16 protein-coding genes and 2 tRNA genes are annotated in these 15,675 nt (G+C 36.2%); 16 read left to right on the top strand and 2 right to left on the bottom strand.

Annotated features, from left to right (window positions below; translation table 11 throughout):
• Window positions 1-31: 31 nt before the first annotated feature.
• Window positions 32-466, bottom strand: coding sequence for a YslB family protein (locus JCM12304_RS01305; RefSeq protein ID WP_060678334.1), 435 nt, complete (start codon window positions 464-466; stop codon window positions 32-34).
• A gap of 296 nt (window positions 467-762) precedes the next feature.
• Here JCM12304_RS01305 and JCM12304_RS01310 point away from each other — a divergent pair, with 296 nt between their 5' ends.
• The 5 genes from JCM12304_RS01310 (at window position 763) to JCM12304_RS20245 (ending at window position 4,590) form a co-directional block, all read left to right on the top strand.
• Window positions 763-1,383, top strand: a complete 621-nt coding sequence (locus tag JCM12304_RS01310; protein ID WP_019376767.1) for a succinate dehydrogenase cytochrome b558 subunit — start codon at window positions 763-765, stop codon at window positions 1,381-1,383.
• Between the two features lie 28 nt (window positions 1,384-1,411).
• Window positions 1,412-3,175 (top strand): succinate dehydrogenase flavoprotein subunit, encoded by a 1,764-nt coding sequence (sdhA, locus tag JCM12304_RS01315; RefSeq protein WP_019376768.1) that lies wholly within the window; start codon window positions 1,412-1,414, stop codon window positions 3,173-3,175.
• A gap of 2 nt (window positions 3,176-3,177) precedes the next feature.
• A complete protein-coding gene (gene sdhB, locus JCM12304_RS01320) occupies window positions 3,178-3,942 on the top strand; it encodes a succinate dehydrogenase iron-sulfur subunit (RefSeq protein WP_060678335.1) in 765 nt (254 codons plus the stop codon).
• Window positions 3,943-4,147: 205 nt separating this feature from the next.
• Window positions 4,148-4,423, top strand: coding sequence for an acyl-CoA thioesterase (locus JCM12304_RS20240; protein WP_369813122.1), 276 nt, complete (start codon window positions 4,148-4,150; stop codon window positions 4,421-4,423).
• Between the two features lie 41 nt (window positions 4,424-4,464).
• On the top strand, window positions 4,465-4,590 hold the full coding sequence (locus JCM12304_RS20245) for an acyl-CoA thioesterase family protein (RefSeq protein WP_369813123.1): 126 nt from the start codon (window positions 4,465-4,467) through the stop codon (window positions 4,588-4,590).
• A 45-nt stretch (window positions 4,591-4,635) separates the two neighbouring features.
• Here the strand turns inward: JCM12304_RS20245 and JCM12304_RS01330 are convergent, their stop codons facing one another.
• Window positions 4,636-4,860 carry a helix-turn-helix domain-containing protein gene (locus JCM12304_RS01330; RefSeq protein ID WP_019376771.1) on the bottom strand — a complete coding sequence of 75 codons (225 nt, stop codon included), beginning with the start codon at window positions 4,858-4,860 and terminating at the stop codon, window positions 4,636-4,638.
• Window positions 4,861-5,081: 221 nt separating this feature from the next.
• Between JCM12304_RS01330 and JCM12304_RS01335 the strand changes: the two genes are divergently transcribed.
• From JCM12304_RS01335 to clpX, 11 genes are all read left to right on the top strand, one after another.
• The gene (locus JCM12304_RS01335; RefSeq protein WP_019376772.1) at window positions 5,082-5,534 is read left to right on the top strand and encodes a MarR family winged helix-turn-helix transcriptional regulator; all 453 of its coding nucleotides are present in this window, start codon (window positions 5,082-5,084) and stop codon (window positions 5,532-5,534) included.
• A gap of 21 nt (window positions 5,535-5,555) precedes the next feature.
• Complete coding sequence (gene racE, locus JCM12304_RS01340; protein ID WP_060678336.1) at window positions 5,556-6,362, top strand: glutamate racemase; 807 nt, start codon at window positions 5,556-5,558, stop codon at window positions 6,360-6,362.
• An 849-nt stretch (window positions 6,363-7,211) separates the two neighbouring features.
• Window positions 7,212-8,288, top strand: a complete 1,077-nt coding sequence (locus JCM12304_RS01345; protein ID WP_060678337.1) for a GerMN domain-containing protein — start codon at window positions 7,212-7,214, stop codon at window positions 8,286-8,288.
• A 238-nt stretch (window positions 8,289-8,526) separates the two neighbouring features.
• On the top strand, window positions 8,527-9,273 hold the full coding sequence (gene rph / locus JCM12304_RS01350) for a ribonuclease PH (protein WP_060678338.1): 747 nt from the start codon (window positions 8,527-8,529) through the stop codon (window positions 9,271-9,273).
• Window positions 9,274-9,283: 10 nt separating this feature from the next.
• On the top strand, window positions 9,284-9,877 hold the full coding sequence (locus JCM12304_RS01355) for an XTP/dITP diphosphatase (RefSeq protein ID WP_060678339.1): 594 nt from the start codon (window positions 9,284-9,286) through the stop codon (window positions 9,875-9,877).
• A gap of 26 nt (window positions 9,878-9,903) precedes the next feature.
• Window positions 9,904-10,413, top strand: coding sequence for a metallophosphoesterase (locus JCM12304_RS01360; protein ID WP_060678340.1), 510 nt, complete (start codon window positions 9,904-9,906; stop codon window positions 10,411-10,413).
• Between the two features lie 139 nt (window positions 10,414-10,552).
• Window positions 10,553-10,625: transfer RNA gene (locus tag JCM12304_RS01365), tRNA-Gly, on the top strand.
• A gap of 13 nt (window positions 10,626-10,638) precedes the next feature.
• Window positions 10,639-10,712 (top strand) — tRNA-Arg (locus JCM12304_RS01370).
• Between the two features lie 907 nt (window positions 10,713-11,619).
• Window positions 11,620-12,600: a tetratricopeptide repeat protein gene (locus JCM12304_RS01375; protein ID WP_060678341.1), complete on the top strand. Its 981-nt coding sequence runs from the start codon at window positions 11,620-11,622 to the stop codon at window positions 12,598-12,600.
• 132 nt (window positions 12,601-12,732) lie between these two features.
• Entirely contained in the window at window positions 12,733-14,019 is a 1,287-nt protein-coding gene (tig, locus tag JCM12304_RS01380; RefSeq protein ID WP_060678342.1) for a trigger factor, read from the top strand.
• A gap of 315 nt (window positions 14,020-14,334) precedes the next feature.
• The gene (gene clpX / locus JCM12304_RS01385; RefSeq protein ID WP_019376781.1) at window positions 14,335-15,615 is read left to right on the top strand and encodes an ATP-dependent protease ATP-binding subunit ClpX; all 1,281 of its coding nucleotides are present in this window, start codon (window positions 14,335-14,337) and stop codon (window positions 15,613-15,615) included.
• Window positions 15,616-15,675: the final 60 nt, after the last annotated feature.

Consider the following 15,675-nt stretch of genomic DNA (forward strand, 5'->3'; position numbering starts at 1 on the left):
ATGGCAGTTATGTTTTTTTGAACTCAGCTTCTCAAACACGGTGGAGGGTAAATTGTACCAGAAAAAGTTTGCTATTGATTTCTTCTGTGCATTCACAATCAGAATTGTCAATTCTCTGATATGCTTCAGCTAGGAAGCCAGCTTCTAATCTGAATTCTGTATCAATCGGTGCTTTCAAACGTTGTACGATTGCATCTGACATTAGTTGAAAAATAATTGTTTCTTTTTTTTCCTTAACGATTTCTAAGTAACCCCATCCAAGCTGTTCGAATAGGTGAGCAATGTCCTCCATTGAGTTAAATTCAAATTTTCTTGCAAGGTTTCTTCCTAAAAAATAAAGTAATGTATTTGACTCTGTACCTAAAATTTCCGGTAATCCCAAGTAACGTAATATATCATAACCAGCTCCTGAAGACTGTAAATCAGTTAGTTGGGAAATTGGAAAAACAGTATTATTATTCGACATGGAGGTCATCCTTTCCTTGCTTTTCGACTCAAATAGAATTTTAGTTTATTAGTTTATTATGTATATATTTTATTTATTTCGCAAGTACATTTAAGTAAAACCTTTAAAGTAACTATATAATTTTAACGAAATATGTATCTCGTTTTCTTGACGCTTTTTGTAGATAGAAGTACAATAAATATGTCACAAACAGTACAATTTATTTAGCGATACGATATTGACAGATAAGTATAGGTTATCGAGCATAAATTGTATTTACTATGAAGAGCATTTGACAAACTAAAGGGGGGTAACACATGGCAGAACACCGTGAGTTTTTAAGCAGACGACTGCACTCACTGTTAGGAGTAATTCCAATCGGAATATTTTTGGTTCAACACTTAGTGGTGAATCATTTTGCTGTGTATGGTGAAGAAAGTTTCAACAAAGCTGCAGGTTTTATGGCGAATTTACCATTTGTACTTGTACTGGAGACATTTGTAATTTATTTACCGATTTTGTTTCATGCAATTTTAGGAGTTTATATTGTATTTGAAGCAAGAAACAATACAAAAAGATACGGATTTTTCCGAAACTGGATGTTCTTTTTGCAACGAGTAACTGGAATAATTACACTTGTATTCATTGCATGGCATGTTTGGGAAACAAGAGTGCAGGTTGCATTGGGCAATGCTGAAGTAAATTACAGTTTAATGGAAGGGATTCTATCAAGTCCTATTATGTTCTGGTTTTATATTATTGGGGTTGTTTCTGCAGTATTCCATTTCGCAAATGGTTTATGGAGCTTTGCAGTGACTTGGGGACTTACCCAATCACCAAAATCCCAAAAAATCGCTACATATGTAACGGTGATCATATTTTTTGTTGTTAGTTATATAGGTGTTAGAACACTTATCCAATTTGCGTACGGAGCGTAAATAGAAATATAAGGAGTGAGCAAGTATTATGAGTAACCGAAAAATAGCTGTTATCGGCGGAGGTCTTGCCGGCTTAATGGCAACAATAAAAGCTGCTGAAGCAGGTGTGAATGTAGACCTTTTCTCTATTGTACCTGTGAAGCGCTCTCACTCTGTGTGTGCCCAAGGTGGTATTAATGGCGCGGTAAACACAAAAGGAGAAGGTGATTCTCCGGCAATTCACTTTGATGATACTGTTTATGGTGGGGATTTCTTAGCAAATCAGCCCCCGGTAAAAGCAATGTGTGATGCTGCGCCGAGTATCATAAATATGTTGGACCGCATGGGTGTTATGTTTAACCGTACTCCAGAGGGTTTACTAGATTTTAGACGTTTTGGTGGTACACAGCATCATCGAACTGCATATGCAGGGGCGACTACTGGGCAGCAGTTGTTATATGCCTTGGATGAACAAGTTCGCCGCTATGAAGTAGAAGGCTTAGTAACGAAATATGAAAATTGGGAATTTGTTCGTGCAATAATTGATGATGAAGGTGTTGGGAAAGGAATTGTAGCCCAGGATATTAAATCACATGAAATAAAAGCATTTCCTTCTGATGCTACTATATTTGCAACTGGTGGTCCTGGCATTATATTTGGTAAATCAACAAATTCAATGATAAACACAGGATCAGCTGCAAGTAAACTTTATCAGCAAGGTGCAAAATATGCCAATGGTGAGTTTATTCAAATTCATCCTACCGCTATTCCTGGCGATGACAAGCTCCGTTTAATGAGTGAGTCTGCTCGTGGGGAGGGTGGCCGAATTTGGACATACAAAGATGGTGAACCTTGGTATTTCTTAGAAGAAAAATATCCGGCATATGGAAATCTTGTGCCACGTGATATAGCTACACGTGAAATTTTCGATGTGTGTGTTAATCAGAAATTAGGTATTAATGGTGAAAATATGGTTTATTTGGACCTTTCTCATAAAGATCCAAAAGAATTGGATATTAAACTTGGTGGTATTATAGAAATCTATGAAAAATTTGTTGGAGAAGATCCACGAAAAGTACCAATGAAGATATTCCCTGCTGTCCATTACTCTATGGGTGGACTTTGGGTAGATTATGAACAAATGACCAGCATTCCTGGTATCTTTGCAGCAGGTGAATGTGATTATTCTCAACATGGCGGTAATCGTTTAGGAGCAAATTCACTTCTATCAGCAATTTATGGTGGTTCAGTAGCTGGACCGAACGCTATTAAATATATTGATGGTTTAGAAAAGCATGTAGAGGATTTACCTACTGATTTATTTGATGAAAATACGAAGGAAGAACAAGAAAACTTCGAAGCCTTGATGAATATGAAGGGTGAAGAAAACGCTTATCAACTTCATAAAGAACTTGGAGAATGGATGACAGATAACGTTACAGTAGTTAGAGATAATGATAAGCTTCTAAAAACAGATGAGAAGATTAAAGAATTACTTGAACGTTGGGAGAATATCAATATTAATGATACATCCCGCTGGAGCAACCAGGGAGTAATGTTTACAAGGCAGTTAAAGAACATGTTACATCTAGCACGGGTGATTACAATGGGAGCTTATAATCGTGACGAAAGCCGAGGAGCTCATTACAAGCCTGATTTCCCAGAAAGAAATGATGAAGAGTGGTTGAAGACGACAATTGCTTCTTTTGATAAGGATAATAATTCACCGGTATTTTCATACGAAGAGGTTGATACGTCGCTGATTCCACCACGTAAACGTGACTATACGAAAAAAAGCGAAGGGAGTAAGTAATCATGGCTGAACAACAAACTGTTACTTTTATTATTACTAGACAAGACAGCCCAGAATCTGCTCCTTATGAGGAAACATTTCATGTTCCTTATCGTAAAAATATGAATGTGATATCTGGGTTAATGGAAATTCGCCAAAATCCGGTTAACGCTAGTGGGGAGAAAACAACTCCGGTTTATTGGGATATGAACTGTCTCGAGGAAGTTTGCGGAGCTTGTTCAATGGTAATTAATGGAACAGCAAGACAGTCTTGTGCTGCACTTGTGGATCAATTGGAACAACCAATCCGTTTAGAACCAATGTCAACGTTTCCTGTAGTTCGCGATTTAATTGTTGATCGTGAACGTATGTTTGATGCACTTAAACAAGTAAAAGCTTGGATCCCTATTGATGGAACACATGATTTAGGGCCGGGCCCACGTATGCCTGAGAAAAAGAGACAGTGGGCTTATGAGCTTTCAAAATGCATGACGTGTGGAGTTTGCTTAGAAGCATGTCCTAACGTTAACGATAAATCAAACTTCATTGGACCTGCAGCGCTTTCGCAGGCTCGTTTATTCAATGCACATCCAACTGGTGAAATGAATGCGAGTGAAAGATTAGATGGTCTAATGGACGACGGTGGAATTGACGGGTGCGGAAATGCACAAAATTGTGTTCAAGTCTGTCCTAAGGGAATTCCTTTAACTACTTCTATTGCAGCGATGAACAGGGCTACAAATATTCAAGCCTTTAAAAACTTCTTTGGAAGTGACAACGCGCATTAAGTAAAAATTTATATTTGTATACTATGGCCCCTGTCCAATAAAATGGTCGGGGTCATTTTTTTAAATCAAAGTTATAAGCGACAGTTGTTTAAAGAACAATATCAAATAATTTCTGGATTACTCTGTTTTCATGCAAATAATCGAGGTTAGTAGCAAAAACAATAATTTAAAGAGAGAAATTTTTAGTTATTTAGGAGGATATATATTGTCAAAGATAACTTATATTGAGGATATGGAACAATGGCGTTCAGAATTTTCATTTTCAATCCCTATTTCCATTCGTTTCTCAGAAACGGACATGTTTGGCCACGTAAATAATGTTTCTCCGTTTATTTATTTTGAAGAAGCCAGAATTGAGTTCTTAAAGTCACTGGAATTATTTACTAGCTCATCAACAGATAAGGCAATTCCGGTTGTCGGTGACTTACAATGCAATTATTTAAAACAGATATTTTTGATCAAAAAATACAATTATATGTAAAAGTACATTATATCGGTAACTCATCTGTTGATTTACATTATATGGCTATTGATGAAAAGGAAGAAATCGCATTAACAGGTAGAGGACGATTGGTATTTGTTCAAGCTGAATCAGGAAAGCCGATATCACTCGAACAATCCATTAAAGAAAAGCTGGCGAACGCTTAGGTGTGAAAGATGGAAAACCGACTTCCCGAAGGAAAGTCGGTTCTTCTAAAGCTTTAACTCCCCCATGCGCAGGAGCTCAACTACTGCTTGTGAACGCCCCTTGACTCCAAGCTTTTGCATAGCATTAGAAATGTGATTACGGACAGTTTTTTCTGATATAAATAATTCTTGGGCAATTTCTCTTGTTGTTTTGTCTTGTACTAACAATTCAAACACTTCTTTTTCTCGCTTTGTCAGTAATTGCTTCGGTTTATACTCGTTGTCCTTCAAGTGTTAACCCCTCCTTGCTGTCATAGAGCTGCAAATGAAGGGAAATTATTTAGTCAATATAGCGTATGAAGGAAGTTATAAAACAGTGCGTATATTTAGTTTATGGAATGCCCAATATACAAACAACATTTTGAATATGGAATAAAGAAATCTTTGTTATAATAATCTTATGTCGAAAAGACTTATTTTATTTACATATATGCAAGCAGGAGGTAGCTCTTTTGGAAAAAAATTCTTCAACATACACAATAAATAATATAGAACGAACAATGCGCTATATATCTGGGATTATTAAGCAAAATGGCAGAAAGATTTTGACTAATTATCCCATCACTTCACCACAATTTGTTGCCTTACAATGGTTAGTGGAAAATGAGGAACTAACAATTGGTGAGTTATCCAATAAAATCAGCCTTGCTTTTAGCACAACAACTGACTTAGTAGACCGTATGGAGAAAAACGAACTTGTAGAAAGAGTTAAAGATTCAAAAGATAAACGAGTTGTGCGCATTCGCGTTTTGGATAAAGGAAGGCAGATTATACAAGAGGTAATTGAGAAGAGACAAGTTTATTTAGGGGAAGTTTTAGAAGATTTTACTGAAGAGCAAACAGAATCTCTAAACGAATTATTGGATTTTTTACATGAGCAAATGAGGAAAGTAAATAATAAATAATAGCATAAAGAAGGGGAATATATGCAAAGAGCGATTGGTGTTATCGATTCCGGTGTCGGCGGTTTAACAGTAGCATACGAGTTAATGCGTCAACTACCTAAAGAGAAGTTAATCTATATAGGAGATACAAAGAGATGCCCTTATGGCCCAAGATCAGAGCAAGAAGTAAGAGCATTCACATGGGAAATGGTCTCTTTCTTGCTTGAAAAAAATATTAAGTTGTTAGTAATTGCTTGTAATACGGCAACTGCTTTTACACTAAAAGAGTTGCAAGATAAACTGGATATACCTGTATTAGGTGTTATTCAGCCAGGGGCTCGCGCTGCCATAAAGTGGACAAAAAATAATCATGTAGGGGTAATTGGTACAGAAGGTACAATACGCAGTAATGCTTACAAGGATGCCTTGGAAAATATAAACCCTGAAATAACTGTTGATTCTTTAGCATGTCCTATGTTTGTACCTATGGTTGAACAAGGGATAATGTTTGGTGAAAAAGCAGAAAGCGTTGTAAAGGAAACATTAAAACCGTTGAAAAATAATAAAATAATGGATACTTTAATCCTTGGTTGTACACATTATCCATTAATTAAAAATACTATTCAGAAGGAAATGGGAGCAAATATAACAATTATTTCCTCCAGTGAGGAAACAGCAAGAGAAACTAGTGCTTTGCTCTCAATGCATCATTTATTAGCCAATGGCAACAAAAAACCTACTCATGAATTTTATACTACTGGAGAGTTGAAGATATTTAGCAAAATATCAGAAACCATTTTTAAAAAGTCAAATTTCAAACGTGTACGTATTGAGAAGGCGATGATTTAATAAAAGTCAGAATCCATAACTACAAATGGGTTCTGACTTTTTGTTGTTTAAGAACTATGAAATTTTAATTCAATGATATTAAGTAAATGGTGTTTTTTTAACAAATTCGCAAAATAGATATACTACGTCGTATCTTGTGGCAAATGGAGTAATTCAATTTGCAAAGGAAGCACCCATTGATTTGCGTTTCAGGCGGACGCTTTCCGCCGGCATGGCCTCAGCCGCTTCCTCCGCTACGCTCCGTCCAGGGTCTTCGCCTCATGCTATTCCGGCAGGAGTCGCCGCCCTCCACTCCAATCAATTCGTACACAGCATATTAAGGGGTATGCAGACGCAATTTTTCTTCCTAGGTATAATAGTAAATAGTAGCGAAGGAAAAATACGGAGACTCCTGCGGGAGATGAGGCATAGGTGAGACCCCGGAATGCGTAGTATTTTTCCGTAGCGGTGTTATTTAGCTATTTTATATTAATTGGGAAATAAGTTTTCACTACGTCGCAGTTTACTCCAACTGCGTAGAAATGCAACTACCTTTAGAAAACTAGTAATATACAGTTCCGGCTAACCAATTGAACCATGTGTTAATCCAGCCATTTCAACACAAAGTATTTTTAAATACATGTTCTATAAACTTCCTTTGTCTTTATCTTCTTAAATATGGAAGAGCACCCATTGAAAGCCACCTTAATTTAAATAGCGAATATTTCAGTCCATCTCCATTCATATGTTAAGGCAAAGGGAGCCTACTTATTTTTCTTATGTTTTTTTAAATAAATTTTAAGTTGAATGGTCTATTTTAATGCATAGCTCGTATATATAGTAGTACAAACCATCATAGGGGGTAGAGACATGCTGAAGCGCGGTTTAATTGTAACAGGTGCTGTAACGCTTTCGATTATATTGACAGGATGTTTTCAGGGAGAACAGTCTTTAGAGGAAATGGATCCACCAAAAAATGCTGAGGAAGTTGATAAACTGGAAAACCCTGAACAAGAAAGTGAAGCTAAGGAAAATAAGGAAGCAAGTGGAGAGGAAGCTCCAGCCGAAATGGTTGCTCGCCAATTATATTTAATTGATGCGAACGGAATGGTTGCAGCTCAAACAGTAGAATTACCTAAACCAGAAACAAATGAAGTAGCTAGTCAGGTGTTAGAGTACTTAGTGAAAGGTGGACCTGTTACGTCTGTTTTGCCAAATGGGTTTCAGGCAGTCCTGCCAGAAGGTACAGAAATATTAGGATTGGATTTACAGGAAGACGGCACCATGGTTGTAGATGTTTCGAAAGAATTTGAGAACTATAAAGCAGAAGAGGAATTAAAAATACTTGAATCGATGACACATACGCTAACTCAGTTTGATAACGTGGATAAGATACAACTTAGGGTAAATGGTTACCCATTAAGTGAAATGCCTGTAAACGGGACTCCGATCAATGAGGGTTATTCCAAGGCTAATGGGATTAACATAACAGATACAGACACACTTGACTTGATTGGAAGTAAACCAGTAACAATGTATTATCCAACCCAGCATAATGAAAACCGCTACTATGTACCAGTAACTCAATATATTGAAACAGATAGTGAAAATACGTACCAATCTATTGTCCAGGCACTACTTGAAGGACCTGGATTTAATACAAACGTAAAGCACGTATTTAATGCGAAGACATTAATTACAAAAGCACCTAAATTAGAGGATGGCGTGTTAGAAATAGAGTTTAGTAAAGATATACTAAAAGATCAAGAGAAGTCAATGATCTCAGATGAGGTTATGGAAACTTTAGTTCGTACTCTTACGGAACAGCAATCAATCGATGCCGTGAAAGTAAGTGTAGAGGGAATTGAAAAAATAGTTAACGAGAACGGAGAAGCCTATAGCAAACCTGTAACAAAACAAACTTTTATGCCTAATGAAAAACTTTAGGAAGGAGGGGCTTTTATAAGCCTCTTCTTTTTCTTCTTTCTTAAAAATAGCCTATATTATCCTGTGTGCTTTCATGTGGCTGTTACTTTTGATTTATAAATGGGTTCAGTTAATCGACCCTATACAGACTTTCAATTTCTGAGGCCTACACTAACTAATTGTGTTCCCGATTATGTATTAACATGTTGATTTACGGAAAAATATGTTAAGCTAATTGATGAAACAAGGAGGAATTTAAATGAGAAACGATCAAAGAAATTCAGATAATTTACGTGCTATTAAGATAACAACAGAGTATATAAACCATCCTGAAGGCTCTGTACTAATTGAGGTAGGAAATACAAAAGTCATATGTAATGCAAGTATTGAAGATAGAGTTCCTCCATTTATGCGTGGGCAGGGGAAAGGGTGGATCACTGCGGAATATGCAATGCTTCCCCGAGCCACAGAACAAAGGAATATTAGGGAGTCCTCAAAAGGAAAAGTAAGCGGCCGAACCATGGAAATACAACGATTAATAGGAAGAGCTTTACGCTCTGTTGTTGACCTGGAGAAAATTGGGGAACGTACTGTTTGGGTGGATTGTGACGTAATTCAAGCTGATGGTGGTACACGTACTGCGTCCATTACCGGTGCATTTGTTGCAGTGGTGCTGGCATTTGGTGAATTGCTTAATAAAGGTACCATTAGTAAAATGCCTGTGAAAGACTTTCTTGGTGCAACATCGGTTGGTGTCTTATCTAATGGAACGGAAATACTGGATCTCAACTATTTAGAAGACTCTGAAGCACAAGTTGATATGAATGTTGTCATGACTGGAACAGGAGAGTTTGTGGAAATACAAGGTACTGGAGAAGAATCAACATTCACCAATGCTCAGTTAATGAGAATGTTGAAGCTAGCAAATGATGGACTGCAAGAAATTTTTCAAATTCAACGCAATACGCTTGGTGACTTGTCCGATAGAATTGGAGAAACGAAATAAGGGTGAAAACATGAAGGAAATAATTATTGCGACAAAGAATAAAGGGAAAGCAGAGGAGTTTAAAAGTTTTTTTGGGAAGTATGGTATAAGCATAAAATCGCTGTTAGATTTTCAAGAAGTGATGCCAGATGTGGAAGAAACAGGCATTACCTTCAAGGAAAATGCCGCACTGAAGGCAGAAGAGATTTCTACAATGCTTTCCATTCCTGTTTTGGCCGACGACTCTGGTTTGGTCATTGATGCGCTAAATGGAGAGCCTGGTATCTACTCGGCTAGGTATGCGGGTGAACCTAAAAACGACCAGGCTAATATGAATAAAGTATTGAAAGAATTACAAGATGTGCCAAAAAACAAAAGAAAGGCTAGATTTGTGTGTGTTCTGGCTATAGCAATTCCGGGAGAGGCAACAGTGTTTCGCGAAGGATATTGTGAAGGAGAAATAGCCTTTTCTCCTCGAGGAGCACACGGTTTCGGATATGATCCGATATTTATTCCTCAAGGCTATAATAAAACGATGGCTGAACTTTCTGCACAACAAAAAAATGAAATTAGCCATCGTAGGAATGCGATTAATCAATTGGAAGACTGGATAAAAAATATATAAGAACATCTAAAAAGGTAGGTATATATATGACACGCGTGTTAATCATTAGTGACAGCCATGGACTTACTAGTGAAATTTTATCGGTCAGAGACAGGGAAAACGCAGATTATATGATCCATTGTGGAGATTCGGAATTAGACGCTGATGCTGATGAATTAGATCAGTTTTATGTTGTTGGAGGGAATTGCGACTTTGATAATCGATATCCAACGGAACAAACGTTAACAATAAACGGAGTAACCTTTTGTGTTGTGCATGGTCACCTGCACCAAGTCAAATCAAATTTATTAACTCTTGGTTATCGAGCTAAAGAACTAGGTGCCCAGGTTATTTGCTTTGGTCATACTCATATTGCAGGTGCTGAACAAGTGGGGAGTCAGCTGTTCATTAATCCGGGAAGCATCCGCTTACCGAGAGGACGTAAAGAAGCTACTTATGCAATAATGGAGTGGGAAACATCTTCTAATATTACCGTCTCTTTTTATGAAGAGAGCGGAGAACCTATAACCGAATTATTTTATAATGCATCTTTTTAAAATAAAAAAGCTTATCAGTCTCTTATGGGAGGGATTGATAAGTTTTTAAAAAAAGTTATTTAATGTGTTGACAAATCTTTAAATAAAACATATAATGATTCTTGTCCGTTAAAAAAGTTCATTTTAATTTTTTCTATTTGCGGGTGTAGTTTAGTGGTAAAACCTCAGCCTTCCAAGCTGATGATGAGGTTCGATTCCCTTCACCCGCTCCATACATAACTTTTTGTCCCAGTAGCTCAGCTGGATAGAGCAACAGCCTTCTAAGCTGTGGGTCGCAGGTTCGAATCCTGCCTGGGACGTCATTAAAACAATTCAGAGTAAGATAAAGACACAGAGGATCACTTATGAACATTGAAATATCAGTGTTTGTAAGTGATCTTTTATTTGTAGGATTAATTTTAAATAAGGTCGTTTGTGTAAAGTTTTTACACAAATTTTACACAAGAAATTACACCATCATTTTATTGAAGATAATTGACGGACAGTTAAAAACCAGTAACGGTTACGATTAATAAGATTGAAAAGTATTTGAAGTGGAATAATAAAATAGAGAGGGCACCTCTTTAAATAGAGGCTATTTTTCTTTCAGTACACTAAACGCATTTGCAAATTTTTGAGCAAATGTGATGGGATTTTCAATAGAACCATCTTTTATTTTGGGCTTGCCGTTAACGATTTGTGCATATTGTTGGCAAATATATTGAAAATTTTCTATTTGTCTTTCACCTCTATTTTATGATATGACTTAGCTTAAAATTTATGCAAGGGAAGATAAATTAAAATAAGAGTTAAGGAAAGATGATATAAAACTACCAACAGATCCTCTATATTTTTTTGTCTTAATAAGACCAAATAAGACTAACGAACTGCTCCTAAAAAACAAGATGTAATTATTCCTTGAAAAGTTCCCATTTAATGTTAACATAAAAGAGTATATCTCTAATGAAATTTTTGAGAGCTATGTTATAATCTTTTTACATATATTTTACAAAAGCTGATGACGATCCAATCGTTTAGACGAGCTTCTACCTTTTATATATGTCCGCCTTGAGACGTCACCAAGGAGAAACCTACTTGTTGGTTTCTCCTTTTTTCACTATAACTCTCCTTCCTAGTTTGTTTAGATCCAATGGTGAAGGGGAATGTATATGAAATAGAAATACATAAATACTATTACTACATCATGGAAAAGAAAGGAGGGAAATAATGCAGCACCATTCAAGTAACGTAATTCTTTTTCCTAAGTGGAAAAGTGTTTTAGAGGAAGAAAGTCTTCAGGCACTAAAGGAAAAAAGGTATAAAGAAGCATTAACCAAGCTTGATGAATTAATAAGCTACCAGGTAGATAGTCATGAGGTTATGGTAGGAAAGTTGATTTGTCTTATGGAATTAGGTAGAGAGAATGAGGCACAAGAAATATGTGAAGGTTTATTACAAAATAGAGACCAGCATTACTATCACTATCTTCATGTATATTTAACACTGTTATTTCAAACGAATCAATATCAATTACTTATGGAGCAAGTGGAGGATGAATATGCCTCTGGGAAAACTCCGATCGAAATGAAAGAGCAATTTGACCAGCTTTACAATATGAGTAAAAAGATGCAGCTAGATGTAACAATTGATAGATCAACTACATATATGAATGAACTTGAACAAGCAGTAGTTCATAAAAATCATGCAGAACAGTGGAGAATAATAGATAAATTACGTAATATAGATATGCAACCATCCGAAAAAGTGATTATTTATCTGGCCGATGAAGAAATACATCCGGTAAATAAAACAGCCTTGTTTTGTTGGCTTCAGCAAAGTGAGCTTGAAACGGCTGTTACTATAAACAAATTGGGACATACGGTGAATGTTGTTCCTATGGATACAGAGCAAATGATGGAGCAAGTTTTTATTAAAGAAATTGTTCTTCTATTACGTGATCTGGAACAACAAAATCCATCTATGTTTCAGTTGATAAATAAGCTACTGTATCGATATGCTTATGTTCGTTATCCGCTATCACCTCCTCCCGAAGATATAGAGCATATAGCTAATGCCATAATAATGATTGGCAAGGAGTATGTTAGTATACATAATTTGTTAGAAACAGATAAAAATGATAGAGTAAATAAATATATAGAAGAAATTAAATTTTTTGAAGCACTCTATCTAAGTGTTATTGAAGAATGAGTGGATTAAATAGAAATGCTTGAAAGGCATATTAATTATGTTATAATAAGATGGTTGTAAATTTAAACTATGTTTTGTTTATAGTAACGGACGTTAAAAATGTATGAAACAATAGATTTTGGAGGGAAACTTATGTCAGCAAAATGGGAAAAGCAAGAAGGAAATGAAGGAGTCTTAACAATTGAAGTATCACCGGAGGAATTTGATAAAGCTTTGGATCAAGCATTCAAAAAGGTATCCAAAGATGTGCAAATTCCCGGCTTCCGTAAAGGGAAAATTCCTCGTAAGATTTTTGAAAACCGTTTTGGTGTAGAATCTTTATATCAGGATGCTGTAGATATTGTACTGCCAGATGCTTACATGAAAGCTATCGAAGAGACAAATATAGAGCCTGTAGCACAACCAGAAGTGGATATTGAAACAATTGAACAAGGAAAGCCTTTAGTTTTCACTGCTAAAGTAACTGTTAAACCAGAAGTTAAGCTTGGTGAATACAAAGGCCTTGAAGTAGAGGAACAGTCTGTTGAAGTAACAGATGAAGATGTAGAAAAGGAAATAGAGCATCAACGTGAGCATCATGCTGAGCTAGTTGTGAAAGAAGAAGGTACTGTTGAAGAGGGTGACACAGTAGTAATTGACTTTGAAGGTTTTCTTGGTGACGAACCTTTCGAAGGTGGAAAAGGTGAAAATCATTCCTTGGAAATTGGATCCGGCCAGTTCATTCCAGGATTTGAGGAACAATTGGTAGGGAAGAAAGCAGAGGAAGATACAGAAATCACCTTAACTTTCCCTGAAGACTATCATGCAGAAGAGCTTGCGGGTAAAGAGGCAACTTTTAAAGTTAAAATTCATGAAGTGAAATCTAAAGAACTACCTGAATTAGATGATGAGTTCGCAAAAGATATTGACGAAGAAGTAGAAACACTTGATGAGCTAAAAAAGAAGAAAAAAGAAGAACTAGAAGAACAAAAGAAACAAGAAGCAGAAAATCAGAAGCGTGAAACACTTCTTGAAAAAGCATCTGAAAATGCAGAAGTAGTTATTCCGGAAGCAATGGTAGATACAGAGTTAGATCAAATGGTTAAAGAATTTGAACAACGTCTGCAAATGCAAGGAATGACTCTTGAAATGTACTCCCAGTTCTCTGGTCAAGACGTAGATGCATTAAAAGAGCAAATGAAAGAAGATGCAGAGAAACGAGTTAAAACAAATCTTACTTTAGAAGCAATCGTGGAAAACGAGGATCTTGAAGTATCTGAAGATGACTTGAACGCTGAATTGGAAAACATGGCTTCTATGTACGGAACAGATATTGAGCAATTGAAACAAATGCTTGGCGGAAATACAGATGCACTTAAAGGTGAACTTAAAATGAGAAAAGCAATTGATTTCTTAGTTGAGAACAGTAAAACTGTATAATAACTCTACTAAAAGGTTTAATTGCAGTTGAATAAGGTTAATATGAAAACAAGGTGCTATAAACGCACCTTGTTTTCATATTAAGTCAGATTGAAGTTGAAGCGTATATATATTCATTTTTGTCATATAGTATAAGAAGCCTAAATTGAAATATACAAGTTAAGCTGATGAACCAGAAATGGAAAATATATGTTTTATTAACAATTTTAAAGTATATTGTTTTGTTTTTTATTTTTGATCTGATATGATGACTATAAAAGTTGAATCCTGAATAAGTGTTTAGGAGTAGATTTAAACTTTTAGGGGTGAAGTGTATTGTTTAAATTTAATGAAGAAAAAGGACAATTAAAGTGCTCGTTTTGTGGTAAAAGTCAAGATCAGGTTCGTAAGTTAGTTGCCGGTCCAGGCGTTTATATATGCGATGAATGTATTGAACTTTGCACTGAAATAGTGGAAGAGGAATTGGGAACTGAGGAGGAAACCGAGCTCAAGGAAATTCCCAAACCAAAAGAAATATGCGAAACGCTGGACGATTATGTAATTGGTCAGGATAAAGCAAAGAAGAATTTATCTGTAGCGGTTTATAACCATTATAAACGGATAAATTCCCCTAAGACTTCAACTGACGATGTAGAACTTTCAAAGAGTAATATTGCGATGCTTGGACCTACAGGTAGTGGTAAAACTCTACTTGCTCAAACCCTAGCCAGAATTATTAATGTACCTTTTGCGATGGCGGATGCAACATCATTGACAGAGGCAGGCTATGTAGGTGAAGATGTAGAGAATATTCTTCTTAAATTAATTCAAGCAGCAGATTATGATGTTGAAAAGGCAGAAAAAGGAATCATTTATATTGATGAGATCGATAAAGTTGCACGCAAGTCAGAAAATCCATCGATTACCCGAGATGTTTCTGGCGAAGGTGTACAGCAGGCGCTATTGAAAATTCTTGAGGGAACAGTTGCAAGTGTTCCTCCACAAGGTGGTCGTAAACATCCTCATCAAGAGTTCATTCAAATTGATACAACCAACATTCTATTCATAGTTGGCGGTGCTTTCGACGGGATTGACCAAGTAATTAAACGCCGTCTTGGAAAGAAAGTTATTGGCTTTGGTGCAAACGAAAAACAACAAGATTTAGAAATGGGCGAATTACTTTCGAAGGTATTACCTGAAGATCTCCTTCGTTATGGTTTAATACCGGAATTTATAGGAAGAATTCCAGTTATCGGTAGTCTGACGCCGTTAGATGAGGATGCATTGGTTGAAATTCTAACTAAGCCGAAGAATGCTTTGGTCAAGCAATATGAAAAATTATTCCAAATCGATAATGTTGAATTGGAATTTGAAGAAGAATCGTTACGTGAGATTGCTAAAAAAGCAATAGAAAGAAAAACCGGTGCTCGTGGTCTTCGCTCTATTATAGAAGGCATTATGCTTGATGTAATGTTTGAGTTGCCTTCAAGAGAAGACATTGAGAGATGTATTATTACAAAAAATACAGTATTGGATGAAGACGGTAGTCCGAAACTGGTATTTAGAGACGGTACAGTTAAAGAAGGAAATAAGAAGCTACCAAAAGAGAGTGCTTAATTTATAAAATCTAAAGAAGGAGACTGGCTAGTCGTTTCAATTAGAAATGGCTGTAGTCAG

Origin of the sequence: Virgibacillus halodenitrificans JCM 12304 (assembly GCF_001310895.1) — a bacterium.
Classification (GTDB): domain Bacteria; phylum Bacillota; class Bacilli; order Bacillales; family Amphibacillaceae; genus Virgibacillus_Q; species Virgibacillus_Q halodenitrificans.

Excerpts from the sequence above, each read along its gene's own strand:
- JCM12304_RS01305 (WP_060678334.1), bottom strand. The coding sequence starts at position 466 with ATGTCGAATAATAATACTGTTTTTCCAATTTCCCAACTAACTGATTTA.
- tig (WP_060678342.1), top strand. The coding sequence starts at position 12,733 with ATGTCAGCAAAATGGGAAAAGCAAGAAGGAAATGAAGGAGTCTTAACA.
- JCM12304_RS01310 (WP_019376767.1), top strand. The coding sequence starts at position 763 with ATGGCAGAACACCGTGAGTTTTTAAGCAGACGACTGCACTCACTGTTA.
- sdhA (WP_019376768.1), top strand. The coding sequence starts at position 1,412 with ATGAGTAACCGAAAAATAGCTGTTATCGGCGGAGGTCTTGCCGGCTTA.
- racE (WP_060678336.1), top strand. The coding sequence starts at position 5,556 with ATGCAAAGAGCGATTGGTGTTATCGATTCCGGTGTCGGCGGTTTAACA.
- JCM12304_RS20245 (WP_369813123.1), top strand. The coding sequence starts at position 4,465 with ATGGCTATTGATGAAAAGGAAGAAATCGCATTAACAGGTAGAGGACGA.
- JCM12304_RS01345 (WP_060678337.1), top strand. The coding sequence starts at position 7,212 with ATGCTGAAGCGCGGTTTAATTGTAACAGGTGCTGTAACGCTTTCGATT.
- sdhB (WP_060678335.1), top strand. The coding sequence starts at position 3,178 with ATGGCTGAACAACAAACTGTTACTTTTATTATTACTAGACAAGACAGC.
- JCM12304_RS01355 (WP_060678339.1), top strand. The coding sequence starts at position 9,284 with ATGAAGGAAATAATTATTGCGACAAAGAATAAAGGGAAAGCAGAGGAG.
- JCM12304_RS01360 (WP_060678340.1), top strand. The coding sequence starts at position 9,904 with ATGACACGCGTGTTAATCATTAGTGACAGCCATGGACTTACTAGTGAA.
- JCM12304_RS01375 (WP_060678341.1), top strand. The coding sequence starts at position 11,620 with ATGCAGCACCATTCAAGTAACGTAATTCTTTTTCCTAAGTGGAAAAGT.
- rph (WP_060678338.1), top strand. The coding sequence starts at position 8,527 with ATGAGAAACGATCAAAGAAATTCAGATAATTTACGTGCTATTAAGATA.